Source organism: Ignavibacteria bacterium (assembly GCA_041649015.1).
Classification (GTDB): Bacteria; Bacteroidota; Ignavibacteria; order Tepidaquicellales; family Tepidaquicellaceae; genus CAIKZJ01.
In genome coordinates, this window is record JBAZNU010000003.1 from 466,161 (window position 1) to 485,733 (window position 19,573).

A 19,573-nucleotide genomic window follows, 5' to 3' on the forward strand; every position below is an offset into this window, starting at 1 on the left:
GTCTCTTAAAGCTGAGATTATTTATTTTCGTCTTTTTTGTAGTTTGAATTAAAGTATATCGGTACATTTGAATTCTTATCCGATACTCTCAGGTATCCCTGCATTTCTTGATGGAGTGCCGAACAGAAGTCCGTGCAGTAATAAGGATAAATTCCAGCTGTCTTCGGAATCCACTTTAATGTACAGGTCTCGCCCGCCATAACAAGCAGTTCAGAATTCTCATTTCCTAATATTGCAAAACCATGCGGCAAGTCCCAGTCCTGCTCAAGATTTGTCACATGAAAATATACCTCGTCACCAACCTTTACTCCTTCTATGTTATCAGGCGAAAGATGAGAACGTATCGCCGTCATGTAAACATGTACTTCATTTCCCTTTCTTTCTACTCTCGCATCCTTCTCGGATTTTACCACATATGGATGGTTGTTTTCTTCTATCTTAAAGAATTTAACGGAGTTCTTCACAACTAATTCCGCAGGTATCGCTTGTGCATAATGAGGCTCGCCTACTGTCGGAAAATCAAGCAGCAGCTTCATCTTGTCACCCGATATATCAATCAATTGCGACGACTGGTTCAGCTCTGGACCAGTTTGCAAAAATCTGTCCTTTGTAATCTTGTTCATTGATACAAGATATTTCCCGTAAGGTTTCTTGCTGTCTCCGCCGGGAATCATTAAATGACCGACCGAATAATAAACTGGCATTCTGTCAACAACTTCCCTTGTGTCAACCTTCCATTTTACTATCTCTGATGAAACAAACATAGAAGTGTATGCAAATCCTTTGTCATCAAATTCTGTATGTAACGGTCCTAATCCCGGCTGCTGTACTTCACCCGCTAATACCGACTCATACTTCAACACTGGAATTCCCTCAACATTTCCATCAAACTCTTTATTGTCTATTGCCTTCACCATCTTCGAGAATGAAAATACTGGAATCACTGACGCTAACTTGCCACCGCCTACTATGTATTCACCAGTCGGATCAACATCCGCACCGTGAGGTGATTTTGGGCAAGGCATATAGTACATCGCATCTGCAATATCCTCTGGCTTCAGTACTCTTACTTTCTTCTGCATCTCGCTTGTTGCCATATGTTTCTTGTCATCATAAATATTATGCGCATAGTTCGCATCCATTTCTGTACCTTTTCCGTTCTTTACGTATTCTTCTACCTTCTTCCAGTTTATCGCAAGTATAAAATCCTTATCCTTCTGGCTCGCATTCACTTCAAGCAAACTGTTTGCCTGCTCTGAATTGTAGCACGAAAAGAAGAACCAGCCGTCTGAAGGTCCTTTTCCCGCATGACTTAAATCATAGTCAAATCCCGGTGTTACTATCTGAAATGCTATACTCATCCTTCCGTTGTCTGGTGCTACCTTTACAAATGAAAGCACTCCCTTGAAATTCTCTTTATAAGTGTTTATAGGTACATCCCTGTTCTCAAACGGAATACTGAACCGCGTCCCCGCTACTATATATTCTGTATTAGGTGTCATAAACGGCGACGAATGGTTTCCTGCACTGTTCGGTATCTCAAGTATCTCGTCTGTCCTGAATGTACTTAAACTTATTCTTGCAATCCTTGGAGTATTATTCCCGTTTAAAAATATCCATCTGCCGTCTGGAACTCCATCCTTCATCGAAAGTTCTGAATGGTGTGAATCATCCCATGGTATAAAACCGTATGAAGTATTTAGCATAGGCTTAGTCTCTTCTGAATATCCCCATGCGTTTTCAGCATTCTGTGAAAATACCGGAACTACCCTGAATAGCCTGCCCGATGGTAATCCATAAACCGCAAGCTGTCCGCTGAATCCTCCCGAAAGAAATGCGTAGAACTCATCGTATTTTCCCGGCTCTACATAAACTTTATTTGGTGCGTCAGATTCTACTAACGGACCTTTTGACGATTTACTTTTTCCGCAACCGCCAATAATTATCAGGCTTGCTGAAATGAGTAATAAGATGACATTTACTTTTTTCATAAATGATTAATTTGAATTATTTTGAATCAACCGACCTGAAGTATTCGAGGATTGCTCTCGCCTCAGGTTCAGTTACGTTTTGAAAAGTCATTTGTGTTAAGTACTGTGCCATTAATTTCTGTGCCTCAATGTTCTCCTTTGTCATCTTTTCAGGATTTAGAATCATGTTCATTATCCATTCCGGTTTCCTCTTCTGTGTTACTCCTTTTAAAGGCGGTCCTACAAGTTTTTCATCAAACTTGTGACAGGAGACACATTTTGCTTCAAATACTGTCTTGCCCTGATCTACAAGTGCCTTGTCTATTGTTGCTGAAAGTTCAACTTTCTTTATAGGTCCAACTCCTATTTCTTGATTATCCTCTCCGCAGCCCTGCATTATTACTGTTAAAAATGCTGCAGCAAAAATGTTGATTAAAAATACCCGCTTAATTCTTGATTTCATAATTATATATAATTTATATGTTTGTAAAAAGACTATTTAATCTGATTAAAGATTGTAATTGCCGAACTAAATGTCAAGTCCTTTATCAGAGTAAATAGTCCGATTTAAAAATCTCTCTTTTCTACTGCTTTTTCGAAATATTTTGTTTTAGATTAAATTGAACTTTTTTATAACTCTATATTCATTGAAACGTATTATCTAATTAGGTAATATTGTCAACTAATTAAAATCATTGTTTTATGAATAAAAGAATTTATAATATTTTCTTTGGCTTATTTATAGCCTTTGTATTTACTCTTAATACGGGTTTTGCTCAAACCATTAAATCGGATGTATTCGACCTCGGAAAAATGTGGACTTTTGAACACGCTCCCGTTGACTACTTCGAAAAAACTTATGGTTTTAAAGCAACTCAGGAATGGCTCGAAGACGTTAAACTCTCTGCAGTTAGATTTGGTAACGGGTGTTCTTCGTCTTTTATTTCTGAGGATGGACTCGTTATGACAAATCATCACTGCGGAAGAGGATATGTTTCTACTGTTATGAGTGAAGGAGAAGACCTCAGCAGAACAGGCTTCTACGCAAAGACTCTTGCTGATGAAAGACCCGTTCCAACTTTGTGGGTCGATCAACTTCAGAAAACAATCGATGTAACTAAAGATATTATTTCTGCTATGGATGCGACTAACACGAATGAGGAAAAGGCTAAGATTAAAGCCGATAAAATAAAAGAAATCGAATCAAAGTATAACACTGAAACAGGTTTGAAATGCAATGTGATTACTTTCTACAACGGCGGAATGTACATGCTTTACTGCTACAAAAGATTTAATGATGTAAGGCTTGTCTTCTCTCCTGAAAACTATGTTGCAGGTTTTGGAGGCGACCCCGATAACTTTACTTATCCTCGCTACGATTTCGATTGCGCCTTCTTCAGGGTTTACGAGAACGGTCAACCTTTAAAATCTAAAAACTTCTTCACATGGAGTAAGAACGGAGCCGAAGACGGTGAGACTGTATTCGTAATTGGAAATCCCGGTAGTACTGAAAGATTAAAGACTATAGCTCAACTCGAATTTGCAAGAGATTATACTGTCCCGGCAGGGCTTTATCAATTAAACTTCATGGCTGAGTATCTCGCCCAATTTATAAAAAACAACCCCGATAAAGAACTTCGTTACCAAAATACTTTGTATGGAGTTTTAAATTCTCAAAAAGTTTACAAAGGTCTTTATAAAGCATTGAAAGATAATGATATGATGGCAAGGAAGAAAGACTTTGAAGATATTCAAAAGGCAAAGATTGATGCTTCTATGGAAATGAAATCGAAATACGGAAACATCTGGAATGAAATTGAAGAAGGGTCAAAAGATTATGCAAAGATTTTTAATGATATAACCGGCTATGAAGTGCCTAATCGGTTTCAATCAAGATATGTTGCTATTGCAAAAATTATCGTTAGAAATACTTTTGCTGGTAAGGTGACTCCTGATTCTTTGATTACCGCTGTTTATGACAATCTTGACTCAGATTATAATAAAGGACTTCTTGAACTTGACATGAATATCGTTTACGATAATCTTGGAAACGATAATGCTGTTGTTAAATCAGCATTTAATAACAATGATAGGGTGGGTGCTGTTCAGTATGTACTCGAAAACTCAATGTTGACGAACAAAGACGGTGCGATGAAACTTGCTAAAATGTCTGCAGATGAACTTAAATTAGTAAAAGACCCGATCATCAAGTTTATTATGAACTCTAAATCTACTCTCGGAGGATTGCAGGCAAAAAGAAAGGAAATTGACGCTCGAATTAGTATTAATGGACAAATGCTCGGTCAGGCACTCTTTGGATTGTATGGTACTTCCATACCTCCCGACGCAACTTTAACACTTAGAATTGCCGATGGTGTGGTAAAATCATTTGAGTATAATGGTACTATTGCACCTCCGTTTACTACCTTCTACGGTCTATACGATAGGTATTACTCTCATGGCAAGAAATATCCATGGACACTTCCCGAAAGATGGAAAAATCCGCCTTCTGAATTTAAACTTGAAACACCTTACAATTTGGTTTCAACTAATGATATTATCGGAGGAAACTCTGGTAGCGCAATGATTAACAAAAACGCTGAAGTAGTCGGACTCGTTTTTGACGGCAATATTGAAAGCCTTCCTGGTAGGTATATATTTACAACTGAATTTAACAGAACGGTCTCCGTTGATTCGAGAGGCTTACTCGAAGCAGTTAAGAATCTTTACAAAGCAAATAGACTTGCTTACGAAATGGAAAATGGAAAGATGTTAAAGTAAATTATTATTTCAATAATTATAACCCCGTTGTTTTTTAACAACGGGGTTTTCTTTTATAGCAAACAAATATTCTGTTAATAAAATAGTCAAATTTTAAAGTGACTGAGTTGATAAATTATTCAATAGTATAAAATCAATTTTAGATGTATTTTTACCACTTGTTATCCTTAAGATTAATTTAATTTAAAACAAGAACAATATGCAGGAGATACTTAATCAGTTAAAAGAACTATCTAACAATCTTTACTGGACTTGGAATAATGATTTTCACGAGATTATGGAAGAAATAAATAAGGATTACTGGAAATGGTCTTCAAAGAATCCAGTAAAATTTCTTAATGCTATTGACAAAGGATATCTCTTCGATGTAATCGAAAAAAGAAACCTCAGATACAGAATACATAATCTTTACAGGGAGTACAGAAAATATATTACTTCTAAAGAAACTTACTTTGAAAAGAAATATTATAAGACTGAAAAGCCGGAGATTTGCTACCTTTCAGCAGAATATGGACTTGCTAAAAGTCTCAGGTTTTATTCCGGCGGTTTGGGAACGCTTTCTGGCGATCATCTTAAATCAGCGTCAGACCTCGGAATTCCTCTTGTCGCAGTAGGTCTGGCTTACTCATATGGATATTTCAGACAGATTATCACAGATGACAATAGGCAATCTGAACTTTATGAGTTAAACGATTTTGACTCTATGCCAATGCGTCTTGTGCTTGATGAAGAATACAGACCGTTAAAAATTACTATTGAATTACCGGGAAGAAAACTCTATGCTCAAATTTGGCAATTAAATGTCGGTAGAATTAATCTTTATATGCTTGATACTTTTGTTGATGAAAATAATGTTGATGATAAACGCATAACTGATATTCTTTACGGTGGAGAAGCGGAAAAGCGAATTCTGCAGGAAATACTCCTCGGTATCGGCGGTATGAGAGTCCTTGAATTACTCGGAATCGAAGCTAAAGCGTTTCATATTAATGAGGGACATTCTGCTTTTCTTACCTTTGAAAGAATTAAGAATACTATGAAAAAACATGGTATCGGGTTCAAAGAAGCGAAAGATTTTTGCTATTATTCAAACATATTTACAACACATACACCCGTACCTGCTGGTATTGATATTTTTCCAAGATGGATGTTCGAAAAGTATTTTGGAACCTTTGCAGCAGAAGAACTGAAAATTGATTTTAATAGGCTTTTTGAAGAGGGTAATAATTTGTACGGTCAGTCAATGGTAGATAACTTCAACATGGCATACTTAGCTATTAATAATTCCAATTTCATAAACGGCGTAAGTAAACTTCACGGTGAAATATCACGAAAGATGTGGGCTTTACCCGATACCCGCTCGCAGATTGATTCAATTACAAACGGAGTTCACACTAAAACGTATCTCTCAAGTGTTTCTGAGAGAATATATAAAAATCATTTTGGAAATGATTGGTTTAATGTTGAGAATATCTGGGGAAAAATTGCTGAATTACCGGATGAAACTTTATGGTCTTTGAGAAATAAAAACAGAAAGAAACTTGTTAACTTTGTTAGAGAAAGAACTGCTGACAATATAAAGATACATCATGAAAGTGAAGATAAAATTGCCGAAGCATATTCTTTGCTGGATGATTCTGCTCTAACTATTGGATTTGCAAGAAGGTTCGCTACATATAAACGCGGTACACTTGTTTTGCGCGATATTGATAGACTTAAAAAGTTAATGGACGATAATAAGAGAAAAGTTCAGTTCATCTTCTCTGGAAAAGCTCATCCAAAAGATGAACCTGGTAAGAACTTCATCCATGAAATTCTTAAATTTGCGCATAACAACGGACATAAAAACAATATTATATTTCTTGATAACTACGATTTGGATGTTGCCAAGAGTCTTGTAGGTGGTTGTGATGTTTGGTTGAACAATCCTAGAAAACCACTCGAAGCCTCTGGAACAAGCGGTATGAAGGTTATTGCCAACGGAGGTATTAATCTCTCTATAACTGATGGATGGTGGGTAGAAGGTTTCTCAAAAGAAACAGGTTGGGAAATAAAAAGTCCTGAAAATTATGATACATTGTCTGATGATGAAATTAACAATTTTGAGAGCAAATCTTTATACGATACACTTGAGAAAGAAATTATTCCTATGTTTTATGATAGGGATAAAAGAGATATTCCTGTTAACTGGATTAATATGATTCGAGGATCAATTAGAGTTTTGACTCCTTTTTTTAATACTGGCAGAATGGTAAAGGAATATCATGAAAAGTTTTATTCTAAAGTCAGATAAAATCTTTTTAATTTTATTATAATTTTATGGAAAAGATAATGATAATCGGGTGTTCAGGACAGATTGGTTCTGAACTTACTTTAGCATTGAGAGGTGTCTTTGGCGGTGAAAATGTTTTTGCTACCGATATAAAACAAGCACCGGCTGATATTATCGATAGCGGACCGTTTCAGATTCTGGATGTAATGAATGAAAAAAACCTAATTCATTTTGTTATTCGTAATAAGATAACTCAGGTTTATCACCTCGCTGCTGTACTTTCTGGCAATGCCGAAAAACTTCCTTTGCAAGCTTGGGATATTAACATGAAAAGTCTCATGAACATCTTAAACCTTGGAAAAGACAATGGTCTTAAAAAAATTTTCTGGCCAAGTTCAATTGCTGTTTTCGGTCCAACAACTCCAAGGATTAATACACCTCAACTCACAATCATGGAACCGTCAACAGTATATGGTATCTCAAAACTTGCGGGCGAGAGATGGTGTGAATATTATTACTATAAATATGGACTCGATGTTAGAAGTATTCGATATCCAGGCCTTATAAGTTATAAAACTGAAGCAGGCGGAGGTACTACTGATTATGCTGTTGAAATATTCTACGATGCTGTTAAGAAAAAGAAGTATGAATGTTTCTTAAAAGAAGATGCAAGTCTGCCTATGATGTTTATGCCTGACGCTATTGAGTCAACTATTAATCTTATGGAAGCTGAAGCTGATAAACTTTCTATTCATTCAAGTTATAATCTTGGTGGTATTAGTTTTAATCCCGCTGAGATTGCTCAAGCAATAAAAAACCACATCCCTGAGTTTGAAATAACTTACAAACCGGATTTTAGGCAGAAGATTGCTGAATCATGGCCTGCAAGTATTGACGATAGTGTGGCAAGAAAAGACTGGGGCTGCAAATATGATTATGACCTTACTAAAATGACTAAAGTTATGTTCCAGGAAATCAGCAATAAATTAAAGATGTAAATATTAAGGGCTGATTCTTCAATTATCAGCCTTTTTATCATACAAATGAGTTTCCACGATAAAATACCTCAACACAGAAAAGGACTCGTTTATATTTCTGTAACAGCCCTTCTTTGGAGTTCAAGTGGTTTGTTCATAAAAGTTCTATCGGATCTCAATGCTTTTCAGATTTCATTTTATCGTTCGATAATTGCAGCTCTGACAATTTTTATAATCCTTTATATTAAGGAAAAAAGGATTACATTTGAAACTGATAAATTAACAATTCTTGCATCAGTATTTTATTCGGGTATTTTAATATTCTTTGTTCTTGCGAATAAACTTACTACTTCTGCAAATGCTATTTTTCTTCAGTTTACTGCACCCATATATTTACTGTTCCTTGAACCGTTATTCCTAAAGACCAAATTCAGGAGAAAAGACCTCGTAACGATTATAATTTGTGTTTGCGGTATGTTTCTTTTCTTCATGGGTAAACTTGAGATAGGGAATATATACGGAAACCTAATAGCAATACTCGCAGGTATATGTTTTGCTTTGTTTTCATTGTTCGTTAAATGGAAGAAAACGAGTGGAAGTAATAATACTATTTTAAGTGTAGTCTACGGAAACCTGCTTATTGGAATTATATGCTTTCCTTTGGTAAATAGCGAGCTAACTTTATCGCCAACAGAATTTTTCATCTTATTCTATATGGGTGTTGTTCAGATAGGAATAAGCTATTTTATATTCAATATTGGAATAAGATATGTTTCAGCAACCGAATCTATGGTTATTGGAATGCTTGAAGCAATCTTTAATCCTATTTGGGTATTTCTTGGAGTTGGTGAGGTGCCGGCACCTTCAGCGGTTGCGGGGGGATTAATAATTCTTGCTGCAATATTATTCCATAATTTTCTTCCCATTAAGAAAACAATTAAATAAAAATAAAACTTACATAAATAAATTACAGAGTTTTGTAATATTTAACAGAATGAAGTTTTTACTCTTCTTAAATGCCTCTCTTATGCTTCCGTAGTTCGTATATCAACTTAATCGTGTCGAAAAGTTTTCAGTTTCTGTTTGCTATTTATAAAAAGTTGATAATCCGGCTTACGGGCTTCAGGAGAGTTTTAGTATACTATTATGTCCAAAAGATTATTTAAAGAGAAAATTTACAATGTTTTTTGCAAAAAATTCTGGAAGCTGATACATCAATCCGTGACCTGTACCTTCTATAACACTTAATATTGGTGAATTTATTAATTGCGAAAGCACATACGAATTTTCGCATGGTACAACCTTGTCTTCCTTGCCGCAAATTATCAAAACAGGAATTTGTAACTTATTCAAGAGTGTTTCTGATCCTCCCCCGAGTTTTAACCAATCCTGAACTGCTTCATACTGTAATTTTAAAGTTTCAGGATTGAAGGATTCTTGAACATTGGGTAAATATTTCCATGGTCTCTTATGTAATGCAAGCCAGCTATCAGGAAATAGCGTATTTATTAATTCTAATGGCGAGGAAAAAGGATTTGAAAGAATATTACTAACATTGTCTGCTGGATTAATCGTTTTTGTTCCGCCGCAATTCGTAGCATACAAAATAAGTCTATGTACTCTTTCGGAATGATTGATTGCAAACATTTGAGCAACAAATCCTCCCATTGACCAACCGAGAACATTTGTCTTCTCTATGTTCAGTTTATTCAATATCGTGTGAACATCATCAGCTAAAGTATTAATCGAGAATGAACCGGATAAATTCTTGCTATATCCAACACCTCTGTAATCGAAAAGTATAAGAGTAAAATATTCTTGAAGAATTTTAATTAATTCTGTGCTCCATAAATCCATCGTCGAAGCAAATCCAGTACACATAATCAATGGTTCCCCCGAACCCAATATTTTATATGCAATTATTGCGTCCGGAGAATTTACAAACTTTAGATCATCCATTATTATACATTAAAAACGAACTGTTACTTACTTCAGTTTGAGTGTTTTGTATAAGAAGTTAATAGCTTACATTTCGGCGTATTGCACACACCTACTTTTTTAAGCTTCCAGTAGGATTTAATGTATTTCTCTATGCTCTTGTTAACGGTCTCTTGCGATTTTAATTCAGCAAGATAATTGTACCTACCGATATAATCTTTTTCAATTTCGAGAAAAACCAGATCGGTGATATCAGGAGGACATTTATACCTAAAATGGTGAAACTTCTTGTATAAAATATCCTCGGTTATTTCCTTCATAAATATGTTTTTACTTATTCGAAAAATGAGATTCGTCTCATGCTTAATGTAAGGAATTTAATCATAAATGGTAACTCTATTAATTTACTCCAACTTTAAAAGAAAAATTATAAAAATAAACTTTTATTTGTTCTAAAAATTATTACCGTTAAGAAATTCAGTAGTTTTACATAAGATCAGCAATATATTATCAGGAATTAACTTTAAATCGGGTGATGGATTAACATCAATCGTATCCCGCAAAACATCTTTTATTCCAATCACTGAGTAACCGTATTTTTTTCTCAGATCAAGTTCTCTTAAACTTTTACCTATAAAATTATCGGGAACCACAATTTCAACAATACCATATTCAGGGGCGAGCGGAATATGAGCAATCAGATTACTTAATGTTAGGCTTTCAGCGAGCCTTTCGGCAATATCACGTTCTGGGTAAATTACTTCGTTTACTTTAAGTGCGTTTAGCACTTTTGCATGGTCTTCGTTTCTAACTTTAGCAATAATTCTTCTTACACCCAAGTCTTTAAGATAAAGTACAAGCAAAGTACTCGTTCCGACATCGGATGCGGTTGCAACTATTACCGTATCAACATCTTTGTCTATAAACTCTTTCAAAGTTCTTAAGTCCAATGCATCCGCTATGACAGCCTCAGTCACATAATCCTTTATATCTTCAATTTTTTTCTTATCAATATCTATTGCAATAACCTGGTTGTTTAATTTCGAAAGAGAAACAGCAAGATTAAACCCGAACCTTCCGACTCCTATTACTACAAATTGTTTCATTATTATTTTATAATATTTTATACAATCAATATGTTTGCGTCAGGATATTTATAAAACTCACTTTTTACACCACCCCCAATAGCATAACCAATTATTAAAGGTCCAACCCTTCCGATTAACATTGTCAGCGATAAAATAATTTTACCTATAAAAGATAATTCCGGAGTAAATCCAGCTGAAATTCCGTTATTACCAAGAGCTGAAACCGTTTCAAATAATATATGCAGAAACTCCTGGTTTTCTGTCATAGTAAGGAGAAGAACTGAAATAAAAATCCATGATAATCCCATAAGCATTATTGAGAATGCTCTTGTTAAATTAACAGGTTTTATTGTACGCTTAAAAACATTTACATTCTTCTTGTCAAAAATAAATGTGAACAAAGCCAGTACTAATGAGGCAAACACTGTGGTTTTTATACCGCCTCCGGTTCCGCTGGGAGAGGCACCTATAAACATTAAAAATACCATTGCAAAAAGTGAAGCATTGCTTAGGATTCCGACATTCACCGTATTAAAACCCGCCGATGTTGATGAAGTACCTGACTGAAAAAAAGCTGTCAACACTAAATTATATTCGTGATTTTTCGGATTTAATCCCTCAGATAAAATCAGAAAAAGCGTACCGGCTATTATCAAAGATACTGATGTTGTTAAAGCAAGTTTTGAATGTGTTGATAATTGTGCCCTGCTGTTTTTCTTCCTTAATTTCTTTGCGTACATTGATAAATCATAAATCACAAAAAATCCGAGACTCCCTGCGTATGAAGTCGCAATAATTGAAAAGTTTACAAAATAGTCATTATGAAAACCTGCCAAATTATCCCTGAACAAAGAAAATCCCGCTGTACAAAATGCAGAGATACTGTGAAAAACACCCAGTCTTAATGCTTCGAAAAATCCATAATCATTCGTCCAGTATACTGTCAGCAATAAAGCCGAAACTCCTTCAATAATAAAAGTATATTTAAAAACTTTCCTAGTAAACAGCATGAGATCTAGTTTCGAAGTGCTGATTGATTCTCTAATCATAACCTTATTAAAAAATGATAACCTTCCTCCCAATAAAATAACCGCAAGAGCAAAAAACAACATATACCCTATATTCCCAACCTGTATGAGCATCATAATAACAAATTGTCCAAAGTACGTGAAATAATTTGCAGTATCTACAATGATCAATCCTGTTCCTGAAATTGCAGATGTGGTGGTAAAAACAGCATCAATAATTGATAGAGAGTTATTTTCTGCTAAAGAAACGGGCAGCATCAACAATATACTACCTGCTGTAATGAAAATCAGATAACCGAGTAATAAGGTTTGTGCAGTAGTAAACTTTTCAAATATGTTTTTCTTTCTATCCTTGATATGCAATATCATTGTTTTGAGATATCATTCGCAGAATTTGATTTCTCTAACTATAAGTGACAGTTTCGTTTATCCTTCTTAAAATATGATTTTAATAAATATACTTATAGTTAAAGTTTAAATCTATATAAATTATCTTCAAATAAAATCATCAATGCAAAATATAATCGTGGCCTAAATATTCTTTTTTTAAAATAGTATGGCAAACAAGGAGAACTTATAACAATTCTGTTTATTGTAATTATTTCTGATAAAATATGTTTGTAATATGTATAATTATAAAGTATAATTAAGTATATTTATTCAAAATAAAAACAACTATTAATTTATGAGTAAAAAAATTACTAGAGGATTTAAATACATTCTAAGTATATTTCTGTTAAGTCTTGCATTCACAGGTGCAGAATGCGAGAATATACTGAATAACTTAGTTGCAGGAGATGTGACAGGATCCTGGCAACTCGTTAAAATGGAGGGAAATCTCCAGGATGTATGTCTTGGTGAAATTGCAACCTTCAATAACGGGACTGCAATTCTTCGCTGTCCGGGAGCAACTTCAATTACAAAAAGTTACACATATTCAAACAATGTTTTGACGTACACATCCACAGGAGTGTCGTATACGGTTTCATTTACACAGGTAAACGGAGTCGATAAAATGATTTTTCGTGCATCTGGAATTGAACGTGTTTTAACTTACGATAAATATTCTACTATGGAGGTAACAAAATGAAGAAAATTATAATGAACATTGGGCTATTTACGGTATTAGTAGCCGTACTTGTTTTTATTTACGGCTCAATGGATATAAAAGAAAACAACGCCGTTACTCAAGTAAAAGCAAAACAAGAAATTCTTGTACCTGTTCAGAAACTTGAAGTTATGATAAACGAAAGCAAATCAAAGTATAGATTCGATAATATAAATTTATTCGAATTTCAAAATACCCCTTTCACCAAGAATGACATAAATAGAGATATTAAGAAAGCAGCTAATTTAAAGATTGATAAATCTTCTCTCGCAAATTTATACAGAAATAAGAACCAGTTTATTACTTTAACTATACCAATTGATTCGAAAAATTCTCTGACACTTGACCTTAAAGAAGTTCAGCTTCTATCAGATGATTTTAAATTAACTTTAGGAGAAGGAGGTAATCAGAATTTCAACAAAGGAGTATATTATCGCGGATTAGTAAACGGTGAGAACAATTCTTTAGCAGCTATAAGTATATTTGAGAATCTCGTTATGGGGGTTGTTTCCAGCGAATTAGGTACTTTCAACATTGGTCCCATTAATGATAACTCGAACAATACTAATTATATTATTTATAATGAAAAAGACCTTCTCGTTAATAATGATTTTAAATGCAAAGTTGATGGTCTTGATATGCATTTATACAAAACTGATGAAAACCTTTCCTCCCATAAAGAAACAGGTGATGCGATTACAGGAAGGCTGCCGGTAAAAATTTATATCGAAGCGGATTATAAACTATATCAGGATAAAGGTTCTGATATAAATGCAGTTGGAAATTTCATTTCAGGATTCTACAATTCAGTAGCGACAATTTACCAGAATGAATTTATTCCCATACAAATTTCTGCGATAGTTGTCTGGGATACACCCGATCCATACAGATTCCTGAGCGATTCGTACACGTATCTGTTGAAATTCGGAGGAAACAGGAGGGACAATTTTAATGGTGACCTTGCTCAATTGTTAAGTTCGAGACCTCTTAATTTAGGTGGTATTGCATGGATTGGAATGCTTTGCGGAAGCTATAATACACAGGACAGCTCTGGAAGATTTTCATTCTGCAATATTGATCCGACATACTTCAGTTATCCAACTTATTCGTGGACTGTAATGGTGGCAACACATGAACTCGGTCATAATTTTGGTTCTATGCATACACATGCTTGCTGGTGGCCGACAAGATTGAATGCAATAACAGCAATTGATTCCTGCTATTATGCCGAAGGTAATTGCTTTAGCGGGACCAAGCCTACAATCGGTACTATTATGGGTTATTGTCATTTACAGGAAGCAAATGGCGGGAGTATAGACCCAAGACTCGGTTTTGGTTCAATGCCCGGTGATACTATCAGATTAAGATACAATCAGTGCAGCAAGTTTGGTGGCGTCATAAACTCTTCAGAAGCTCCGACTATGTTTGCTTTGATGCAAAATTTTCCAAATCCGTTTAATCCTACAACTACAATACGAGTTGCATTGCCAGAAAATTCCTCTGTGACACTGAAAGTTTATGATATTAATGGAAGGGAAGTTGCCACTTTATTAAACAATGAAATTTCTTCTATTGGCTTCATCAACTACATATTTAATACGAGTGTTTATAATCTTTCAAGCGGCGTATATTTTTATAAAGTATTTGCTTCTGATCTAAACACAAAATCTTTAAAATTCACTGAAGTTAAACGAATGATTTTACTCAAATAAAATATGAAAAATTATATATATATAATATCAGCGTTTGCAATCTTATCCCTCATTTATTCAGGCTGTACAAACTGCTCGGAAAAAGAAGTTGTTTACAGTCCTTTTGTAAAATCTTTTTTAGGTAATTATAATTTTAAGATGACTGATTCAATCGGAAATACATTGGTCGAAGGGATAATCAGCCCCAAAGATTATGTTGACCCTAATATTGTCGGTACTTATACTGTTACAAACTTTATTGAAAGCAGTTTTAAATCCGAAATTTATCAATCAGGTAGTTTTACAGGAATTCTGGACGAAAAAACTAAAAAAGCATTTGTTAATTTGAACCCCAAAGTTGCCGATAATAACATATTTCTGAGGCTTGAAGTGTTTGGTAATGAGTTGAAAGGAACCTGGGAAAAGTCAACTGTGATGGGTCTTAAAGGCAAGGGTAATTTTAATGCTTCAAAGAATTAATTAATTTTTCAGAAATTATAAAAAGCAGCAAAGATTCTTAAAAATCTTTGCTGCTTTAAAAAATAAACGTTTTCAATTTATGTCAAATAACGAACTCAACAGAAGAGATTTCTTAATAAAAAGCGCTAAGACAATTGCTGTAGGTGCATTTGCGATCAGTTCTTTCGACGTACTAAAACTTATGGCATCATCCGAGTTCTATGAAAATCACGAAAGGACAGTAGAGAAAATCATTAATGTGGGCGACTATCCTACTCTCGCAAACGTCGGCGGTTATGCAATGATTACAGAAAAAGTAATTGTAATAAGAAAATCCTCATCTAAATTTATTGCAATAAATATTGTTTGCACACACAAGAAATGTGATGTAGATTATGACGGAAAAGGGTTTGAATGTCCTTGTCACGGTTCTACTTTTAACGGTAATGGAAAAGTTCTGGAAGGACCTGCTACAAAAAACCTTAAATCTTATAAAGTAACGTATAATTCATCTGATAACACTCTTACAATAAACATGTAATATTAAACCGCATTATGAAAGTATGTTTTATTACGAGCGAGTGTGTACCTTACGTTAAAACCGGCGGACTTGCTGATGTTAGCGGTTCACTTCCTGAAGCATTAAACAAAAACAATGCAGAAGTAAGAATATTCCTTCCTCTTTATGACATTATAGATCGAAACAAAAATGAAATTATACCGGCAGAAGGATTGTCGGATTCTGTTGTGATAAAAGGAAACAGTCATGATTATAATGTTTTTCATACAAGACACAACGGAATTCTTGATGCTTTCTTTATAGAATGTCCCAAATATTTTAATCGTGGTGTTGTTTATACGAGTGATAACGATGAAAATGAACGGTTTATACTTTTTCTGCACGCAGTATTAAAAACACTTCAGAAATTAAAATGGGTGCCGGATGTTTTTCATTGCAACGATTGGCAGTCGGCTTTGATTCCTGCAATGCTGAAACTGCAATATTCATGGGATGCTCTCTTTCAAAAATCAAAGACACTATTATCAATACATAACATAGGTTATCAGGGAATTTTCACCGAAGATTCCGTGGTTAAAGCCGGATTCGAAAATAGTTTGTTTGTACTCGGGGGACCTTTTGAGTTTAATGGATTCGCTAATTTTCTTAAAGCGGGAATATATTACGCTGACGTAATATCTACAGTTAGTCCAACTTATGCTAAGGAAATTCAGACTCCTGAGTTCGGTTCAGGTCTTGATGGAGTTCTTCGTTCACGCGGAGGAAATGTTTACGGAATTCTGAACGGGATAGATTACAACGATTGGAATCCGCAGACAGATAAACTTATAAAGAAAAATTATGCATTCACAACCTTAAAGGATAAATACGAGAACAAGAAACATCTGCTTGAGATATCTGGTCTTGAAGCCGACGTGAATATTCCTCTCTTTGGAATTGTATCCCGGCTTGCATGGCAGAAGGGATTTGAATTGATACTTGAATTAATGAACAAGCGAATTGACGAAAACTTTAGGTTAGTGATACTTGGTGCTGGTGAAAAGAAATATGAAGGTGCATTTTCCGCTTTGATGAATAAGTATCCAGACAAAGTTAAAATATACATAGAGTATAATAACGTAATAGCTCATCTGATAACAGCAGGGTCGGATTTTTTCTTCATGCCGTCAAGATACGAACCTTGCGGACTGAACCAGCTGTACAGCCTTAATTACGGAACTCTTCCGATAGTAAGAAATGTTGGCGGACTTGCTGATACAGTGATTGATATTGAAAATGAAAACGGAAATGGCTTTTCATTTAACGAGTTTGAACTGGCGGGTCTTGAATATTCATTCGATAAAGCATTAAGATTGTATAAAGATAAAAATAAAATGAAGACTGTTATTAAGCGGGGCATGTATTCTGATTTCAGCTGGGACAAGTCAGCAAAGGAATATCTCAAACTTTATGAACAAATTACTTCTTAAACTAAATTGATTTGTTTATCAGTTTATTCCTCAAAACAACGATTGCTATGATGGTTATAAGTGTCATAAAAATTGATCCCGAAATAAATGGATAGTGATAATCAAATTTGTCATAAATAAATCCGCCCCAAAGCGGACCCAGAAATCTTGCAAGAGAGCTTAATGACTGGTTTATGCCAAGCACCCCCCCCTGATCCTGTCTGCTGACATTCTGTGAAATTAAACCAAGTGCCATCGCATTGTTTAAACCATTACCAAAAGCGAGTACTGTCAGGACTGCAAGAAGAATCCAGACGTTTGAAGAGAATGGTATAAAAAACAGCCCAATTGCAACGAGTACATTTCCGAATATGACAGATTTATCTTCACCGATATATTTCTTAAATGGTTTAATAAGTGTGGACTGCACTATTGCTGCAATTATTCCAAGGAAGGATAAAAGATATCCTGTCTGTTCTTCATTCATATCCAAACCATCTTTTCTCTCAATAAAATATTGGAAATTTCCGAATATGTTTGCGAATGAAAACGTAATAAAGAAGAAAATGATAACGTAAATTCCTACATCTTTATGTTTTAATACATCATTAACGGCTTTCAGATTAACAATTTTCACGTCTTTGAAGCTAAAATTCTTTCTATTACTTAACCTTAAATCATCTGGAAGCGTTTCCTTAAAAATGGCAACACAAACAACAAGAGAAATAAGTGAAAATATTGCCGAGAATATTAACGGTACTCCGTAACCGAAATAGTGTGAAAGAAATCCGCCGAGTGCAGGACCGAACACAAAACCCAGACCGAAAGCAGCACCAATAATTCCCATTCCCTTGGAACGATCTTCGGGAGTTGTCACATCAGATACTACTGCCTGTGCAGCGGAGAGGTTGGCTGAAAAGAACCCTGCAAAAGCCCGTGCTGTAAAAAGCAAAGCAACTGAGGGTATTACATTCGTGAAAACAAGTGCCATTAATGTATAAGCAATCACGTTTCCCGCAAGTGACATTTTTAAGATTGGTTTTCTTCCATAAACATCAGACAACGAACCCCAGACCGGAGTAAAAATAAATTGCATTAAAGAGTATATTCCCGTCAGCAATCCGATTTCAGTTTTGCTCATTACAAGAACTTTTTCAGTGAAGAAGGGAAGTACGGGTATAATTATTCCAAAACCAAGAAGGTCAATAAAGATTACGAGAAATATTACAAACAATGCCCTTTTGTTGTTCATAGGTTAAAATCCCTCGCTGACAGGTATTGGACAGAAAGAAACCACAAAGATAAAATATGAGAACCATCCGAGGATAATTCTTGACCTTCCGAGAGGCTCGTTTAAATCTCTGCAAACAGGCGGATGTTTTATTTTAATTATAAAAAGTATTAGTAATGCCCAAACGAGCCAGTTGATTGAACCGATTGTAATATTAATATTTAATAACGGCAATATTCCGATAAATCCAAAAAACAGCAATGTGTAGAAAACAACATATCCAACATACTTTGATTTCTCGCCAAACATTGTGTACGAAATATGGCCGCCGTCGAGCTGTCCGACAGGCATCATATTGAGAGATGTAATTAACAGACCGAACCAGCCCACGCATAAAAAGGGATAGTGGTAAATTTCATTCATAGGGGGTATGAATACGGTGTTGTTTAAAGAAAATAACTTCTCCAGAACAAGAAATACGACGTTGTATCCGAACGTTAAACCGCCCGTAGGTATTCCTGTATTAGAATATTCAGGGTGTATCTGATATAAATAATCAATAGGAGGCAGAGTAGCAAAGCCTATGACGAGAAAGATTATTGTTAAAATCCAGCCTGCGATAGGTCCAGCAATTCCAACATCGAACAAAGACTTTCTTGAATGATTCGGTGAAAGCATCTTTATTACTGCACCCATTGTTCCGAAAGGATTAAGGAACAGGAACGGAAAAGGTATATAATAAGGAAGCGTAACTTCAATTTTATGAAACCTTGCTGCAAAGTAGTGACCGAATTCGTGTGCGGTTATCACGCTGAGAATGAGTATTGAATATGTTAATCCTTTGGTAAAATTATCAAGCTGATAAGGGTCTATGTTTTGCCATCCGACACCTGCCAGAGTTGTTGTAAAAAATGTAAGAAGAAAGAGTAGTATGTTTATTAAGAATAGAGGTTTTTTTCTTCTATTGTTATAATCACTGCGTACATCCTCTGCTTGATAATAGTTTTCGTTTGAATCCTGCATTAATAAAAATAAATTTATTCTAATTGAAAATCAATTTTA

General features: G+C 34.9%; 17 protein-coding genes. 9 read left to right on the plus strand and 8 right to left on the minus strand.

What is annotated here, in order from left to right:
• Nucleotides 1–17 precede the first annotated feature (17 nt).
• Together nosZ and WC644_07735 are read right to left on the minus strand one after the other, a co-directional pair.
• Nucleotides 18–1,991, minus strand: coding sequence for a Sec-dependent nitrous-oxide reductase (gene nosZ / locus WC644_07730; protein ID MFA5011834.1), 1,974 nt, complete (start codon nt 1,989–1,991; stop codon nt 18–20).
• A gap of 16 nt (nt 1,992–2,007) precedes the next feature.
• A complete protein-coding gene (locus tag WC644_07735) occupies nt 2,008–2,433 on the minus strand; it encodes a cytochrome c (GenBank protein MFA5011835.1) in 426 nt (141 codons plus the stop codon).
• Nucleotides 2,434–2,672: 239 nt separating this feature from the next.
• Between WC644_07735 and WC644_07740 the strand changes: the two genes are divergently transcribed.
• From WC644_07740 to WC644_07755, 4 genes are all read left to right on the plus strand, one after another.
• Nucleotides 2,673–4,751 (plus strand): S46 family peptidase, encoded by a 2,079-nt coding sequence (locus WC644_07740; GenBank protein MFA5011836.1) that lies wholly within the window; start codon nt 2,673–2,675, stop codon nt 4,749–4,751.
• 199 nt (nt 4,752–4,950) lie between these two features.
• Entirely contained in the window at nt 4,951–7,044 is a 2,094-nt protein-coding gene (gene glgP / locus WC644_07745; GenBank protein MFA5011837.1) for an alpha-glucan family phosphorylase, read from the plus strand.
• A gap of 26 nt (nt 7,045–7,070) precedes the next feature.
• Nucleotides 7,071–8,021: an NAD-dependent epimerase/dehydratase family protein gene (locus WC644_07750; GenBank protein MFA5011838.1), complete on the plus strand. Its 951-nt coding sequence runs from the start codon at nt 7,071–7,073 to the stop codon at nt 8,019–8,021.
• Nucleotides 8,022–8,066: 45 nt separating this feature from the next.
• Nucleotides 8,067–8,945, plus strand: a complete 879-nt coding sequence (locus WC644_07755; protein ID MFA5011839.1) for a DMT family transporter — start codon at nt 8,067–8,069, stop codon at nt 8,943–8,945.
• A gap of 213 nt (nt 8,946–9,158) precedes the next feature.
• Here WC644_07755 and WC644_07760 read toward each other — a convergent pair whose 3' ends face one another.
• The 4 genes from WC644_07760 to WC644_07775 form a co-directional block, all read right to left on the minus strand.
• On the minus strand, nt 9,159–9,959 hold the full coding sequence (locus WC644_07760; protein ID MFA5011840.1) for an alpha/beta hydrolase: 801 nt from the start codon (nt 9,957–9,959) through the stop codon (nt 9,159–9,161).
• A gap of 32 nt (nt 9,960–9,991) precedes the next feature.
• Nucleotides 9,992–10,258, minus strand: coding sequence for a hypothetical protein (locus WC644_07765; GenBank protein MFA5011841.1), 267 nt, complete (start codon nt 10,256–10,258; stop codon nt 9,992–9,994).
• A gap of 132 nt (nt 10,259–10,390) precedes the next feature.
• Entirely contained in the window at nt 10,391–11,044 is a 654-nt protein-coding gene (locus WC644_07770; protein ID MFA5011842.1) for a TrkA family potassium uptake protein, read from the minus strand.
• A 17-nt stretch (nt 11,045–11,061) separates the two neighbouring features.
• Complete coding sequence (locus tag WC644_07775; GenBank protein ID MFA5011843.1) at nt 11,062–12,423, minus strand: potassium transporter TrkG; 1,362 nt, start codon at nt 12,421–12,423, stop codon at nt 11,062–11,064.
• A 316-nt stretch (nt 12,424–12,739) separates the two neighbouring features.
• Here WC644_07775 and WC644_07780 point away from each other — a divergent pair, with 316 nt between their 5' ends.
• The 5 genes from WC644_07780 (at nt 12,740) to WC644_07800 (ending at nt 17,301) form a co-directional block, all read left to right on the plus strand.
• Nucleotides 12,740–13,144, plus strand: a complete 405-nt coding sequence (locus tag WC644_07780) for a hypothetical protein (GenBank protein MFA5011844.1) — start codon at nt 12,740–12,742, stop codon at nt 13,142–13,144.
• Nucleotides 13,141–14,874, plus strand: a complete 1,734-nt coding sequence (locus WC644_07785) for a M12 family metallo-peptidase (protein ID MFA5011845.1) — start codon at nt 13,141–13,143, stop codon at nt 14,872–14,874. Before WC644_07780 ends, WC644_07785 begins: the two co-directional genes overlap by 4 nt.
• Before the next feature lie 3 nt (nt 14,875–14,877).
• A complete protein-coding gene (locus WC644_07790; GenBank protein MFA5011846.1) occupies nt 14,878–15,333 on the plus strand; it encodes a hypothetical protein in 456 nt (151 codons plus the stop codon).
• Between the two features lie 79 nt (nt 15,334–15,412).
• Nucleotides 15,413–15,853 (plus strand): ubiquinol-cytochrome c reductase iron-sulfur subunit, encoded by a 441-nt coding sequence (locus tag WC644_07795; GenBank protein MFA5011847.1) that lies wholly within the window; start codon nt 15,413–15,415, stop codon nt 15,851–15,853.
• A gap of 14 nt (nt 15,854–15,867) precedes the next feature.
• Nucleotides 15,868–17,301: a glycogen/starch synthase gene (locus tag WC644_07800; protein ID MFA5011848.1), complete on the plus strand. Its 1,434-nt coding sequence runs from the start codon at nt 15,868–15,870 to the stop codon at nt 17,299–17,301.
• Nucleotide 17,302: 1 nt separating this feature from the next.
• Here the strand turns inward: WC644_07800 and WC644_07805 are convergent, their stop codons facing one another.
• Together WC644_07805 and WC644_07810 are read right to left on the minus strand one after the other, a co-directional pair.
• Complete coding sequence (locus WC644_07805; GenBank protein ID MFA5011849.1) at nt 17,303–18,532, minus strand: MFS transporter; 1,230 nt, start codon at nt 18,530–18,532, stop codon at nt 17,303–17,305.
• A 3-nt stretch (nt 18,533–18,535) separates the two neighbouring features.
• Nucleotides 18,536–19,534, minus strand: coding sequence for a site-2 protease family protein (locus tag WC644_07810; GenBank protein MFA5011850.1), 999 nt, complete (start codon nt 19,532–19,534; stop codon nt 18,536–18,538).
• Nucleotides 19,535–19,573: the final 39 nt, after the last annotated feature.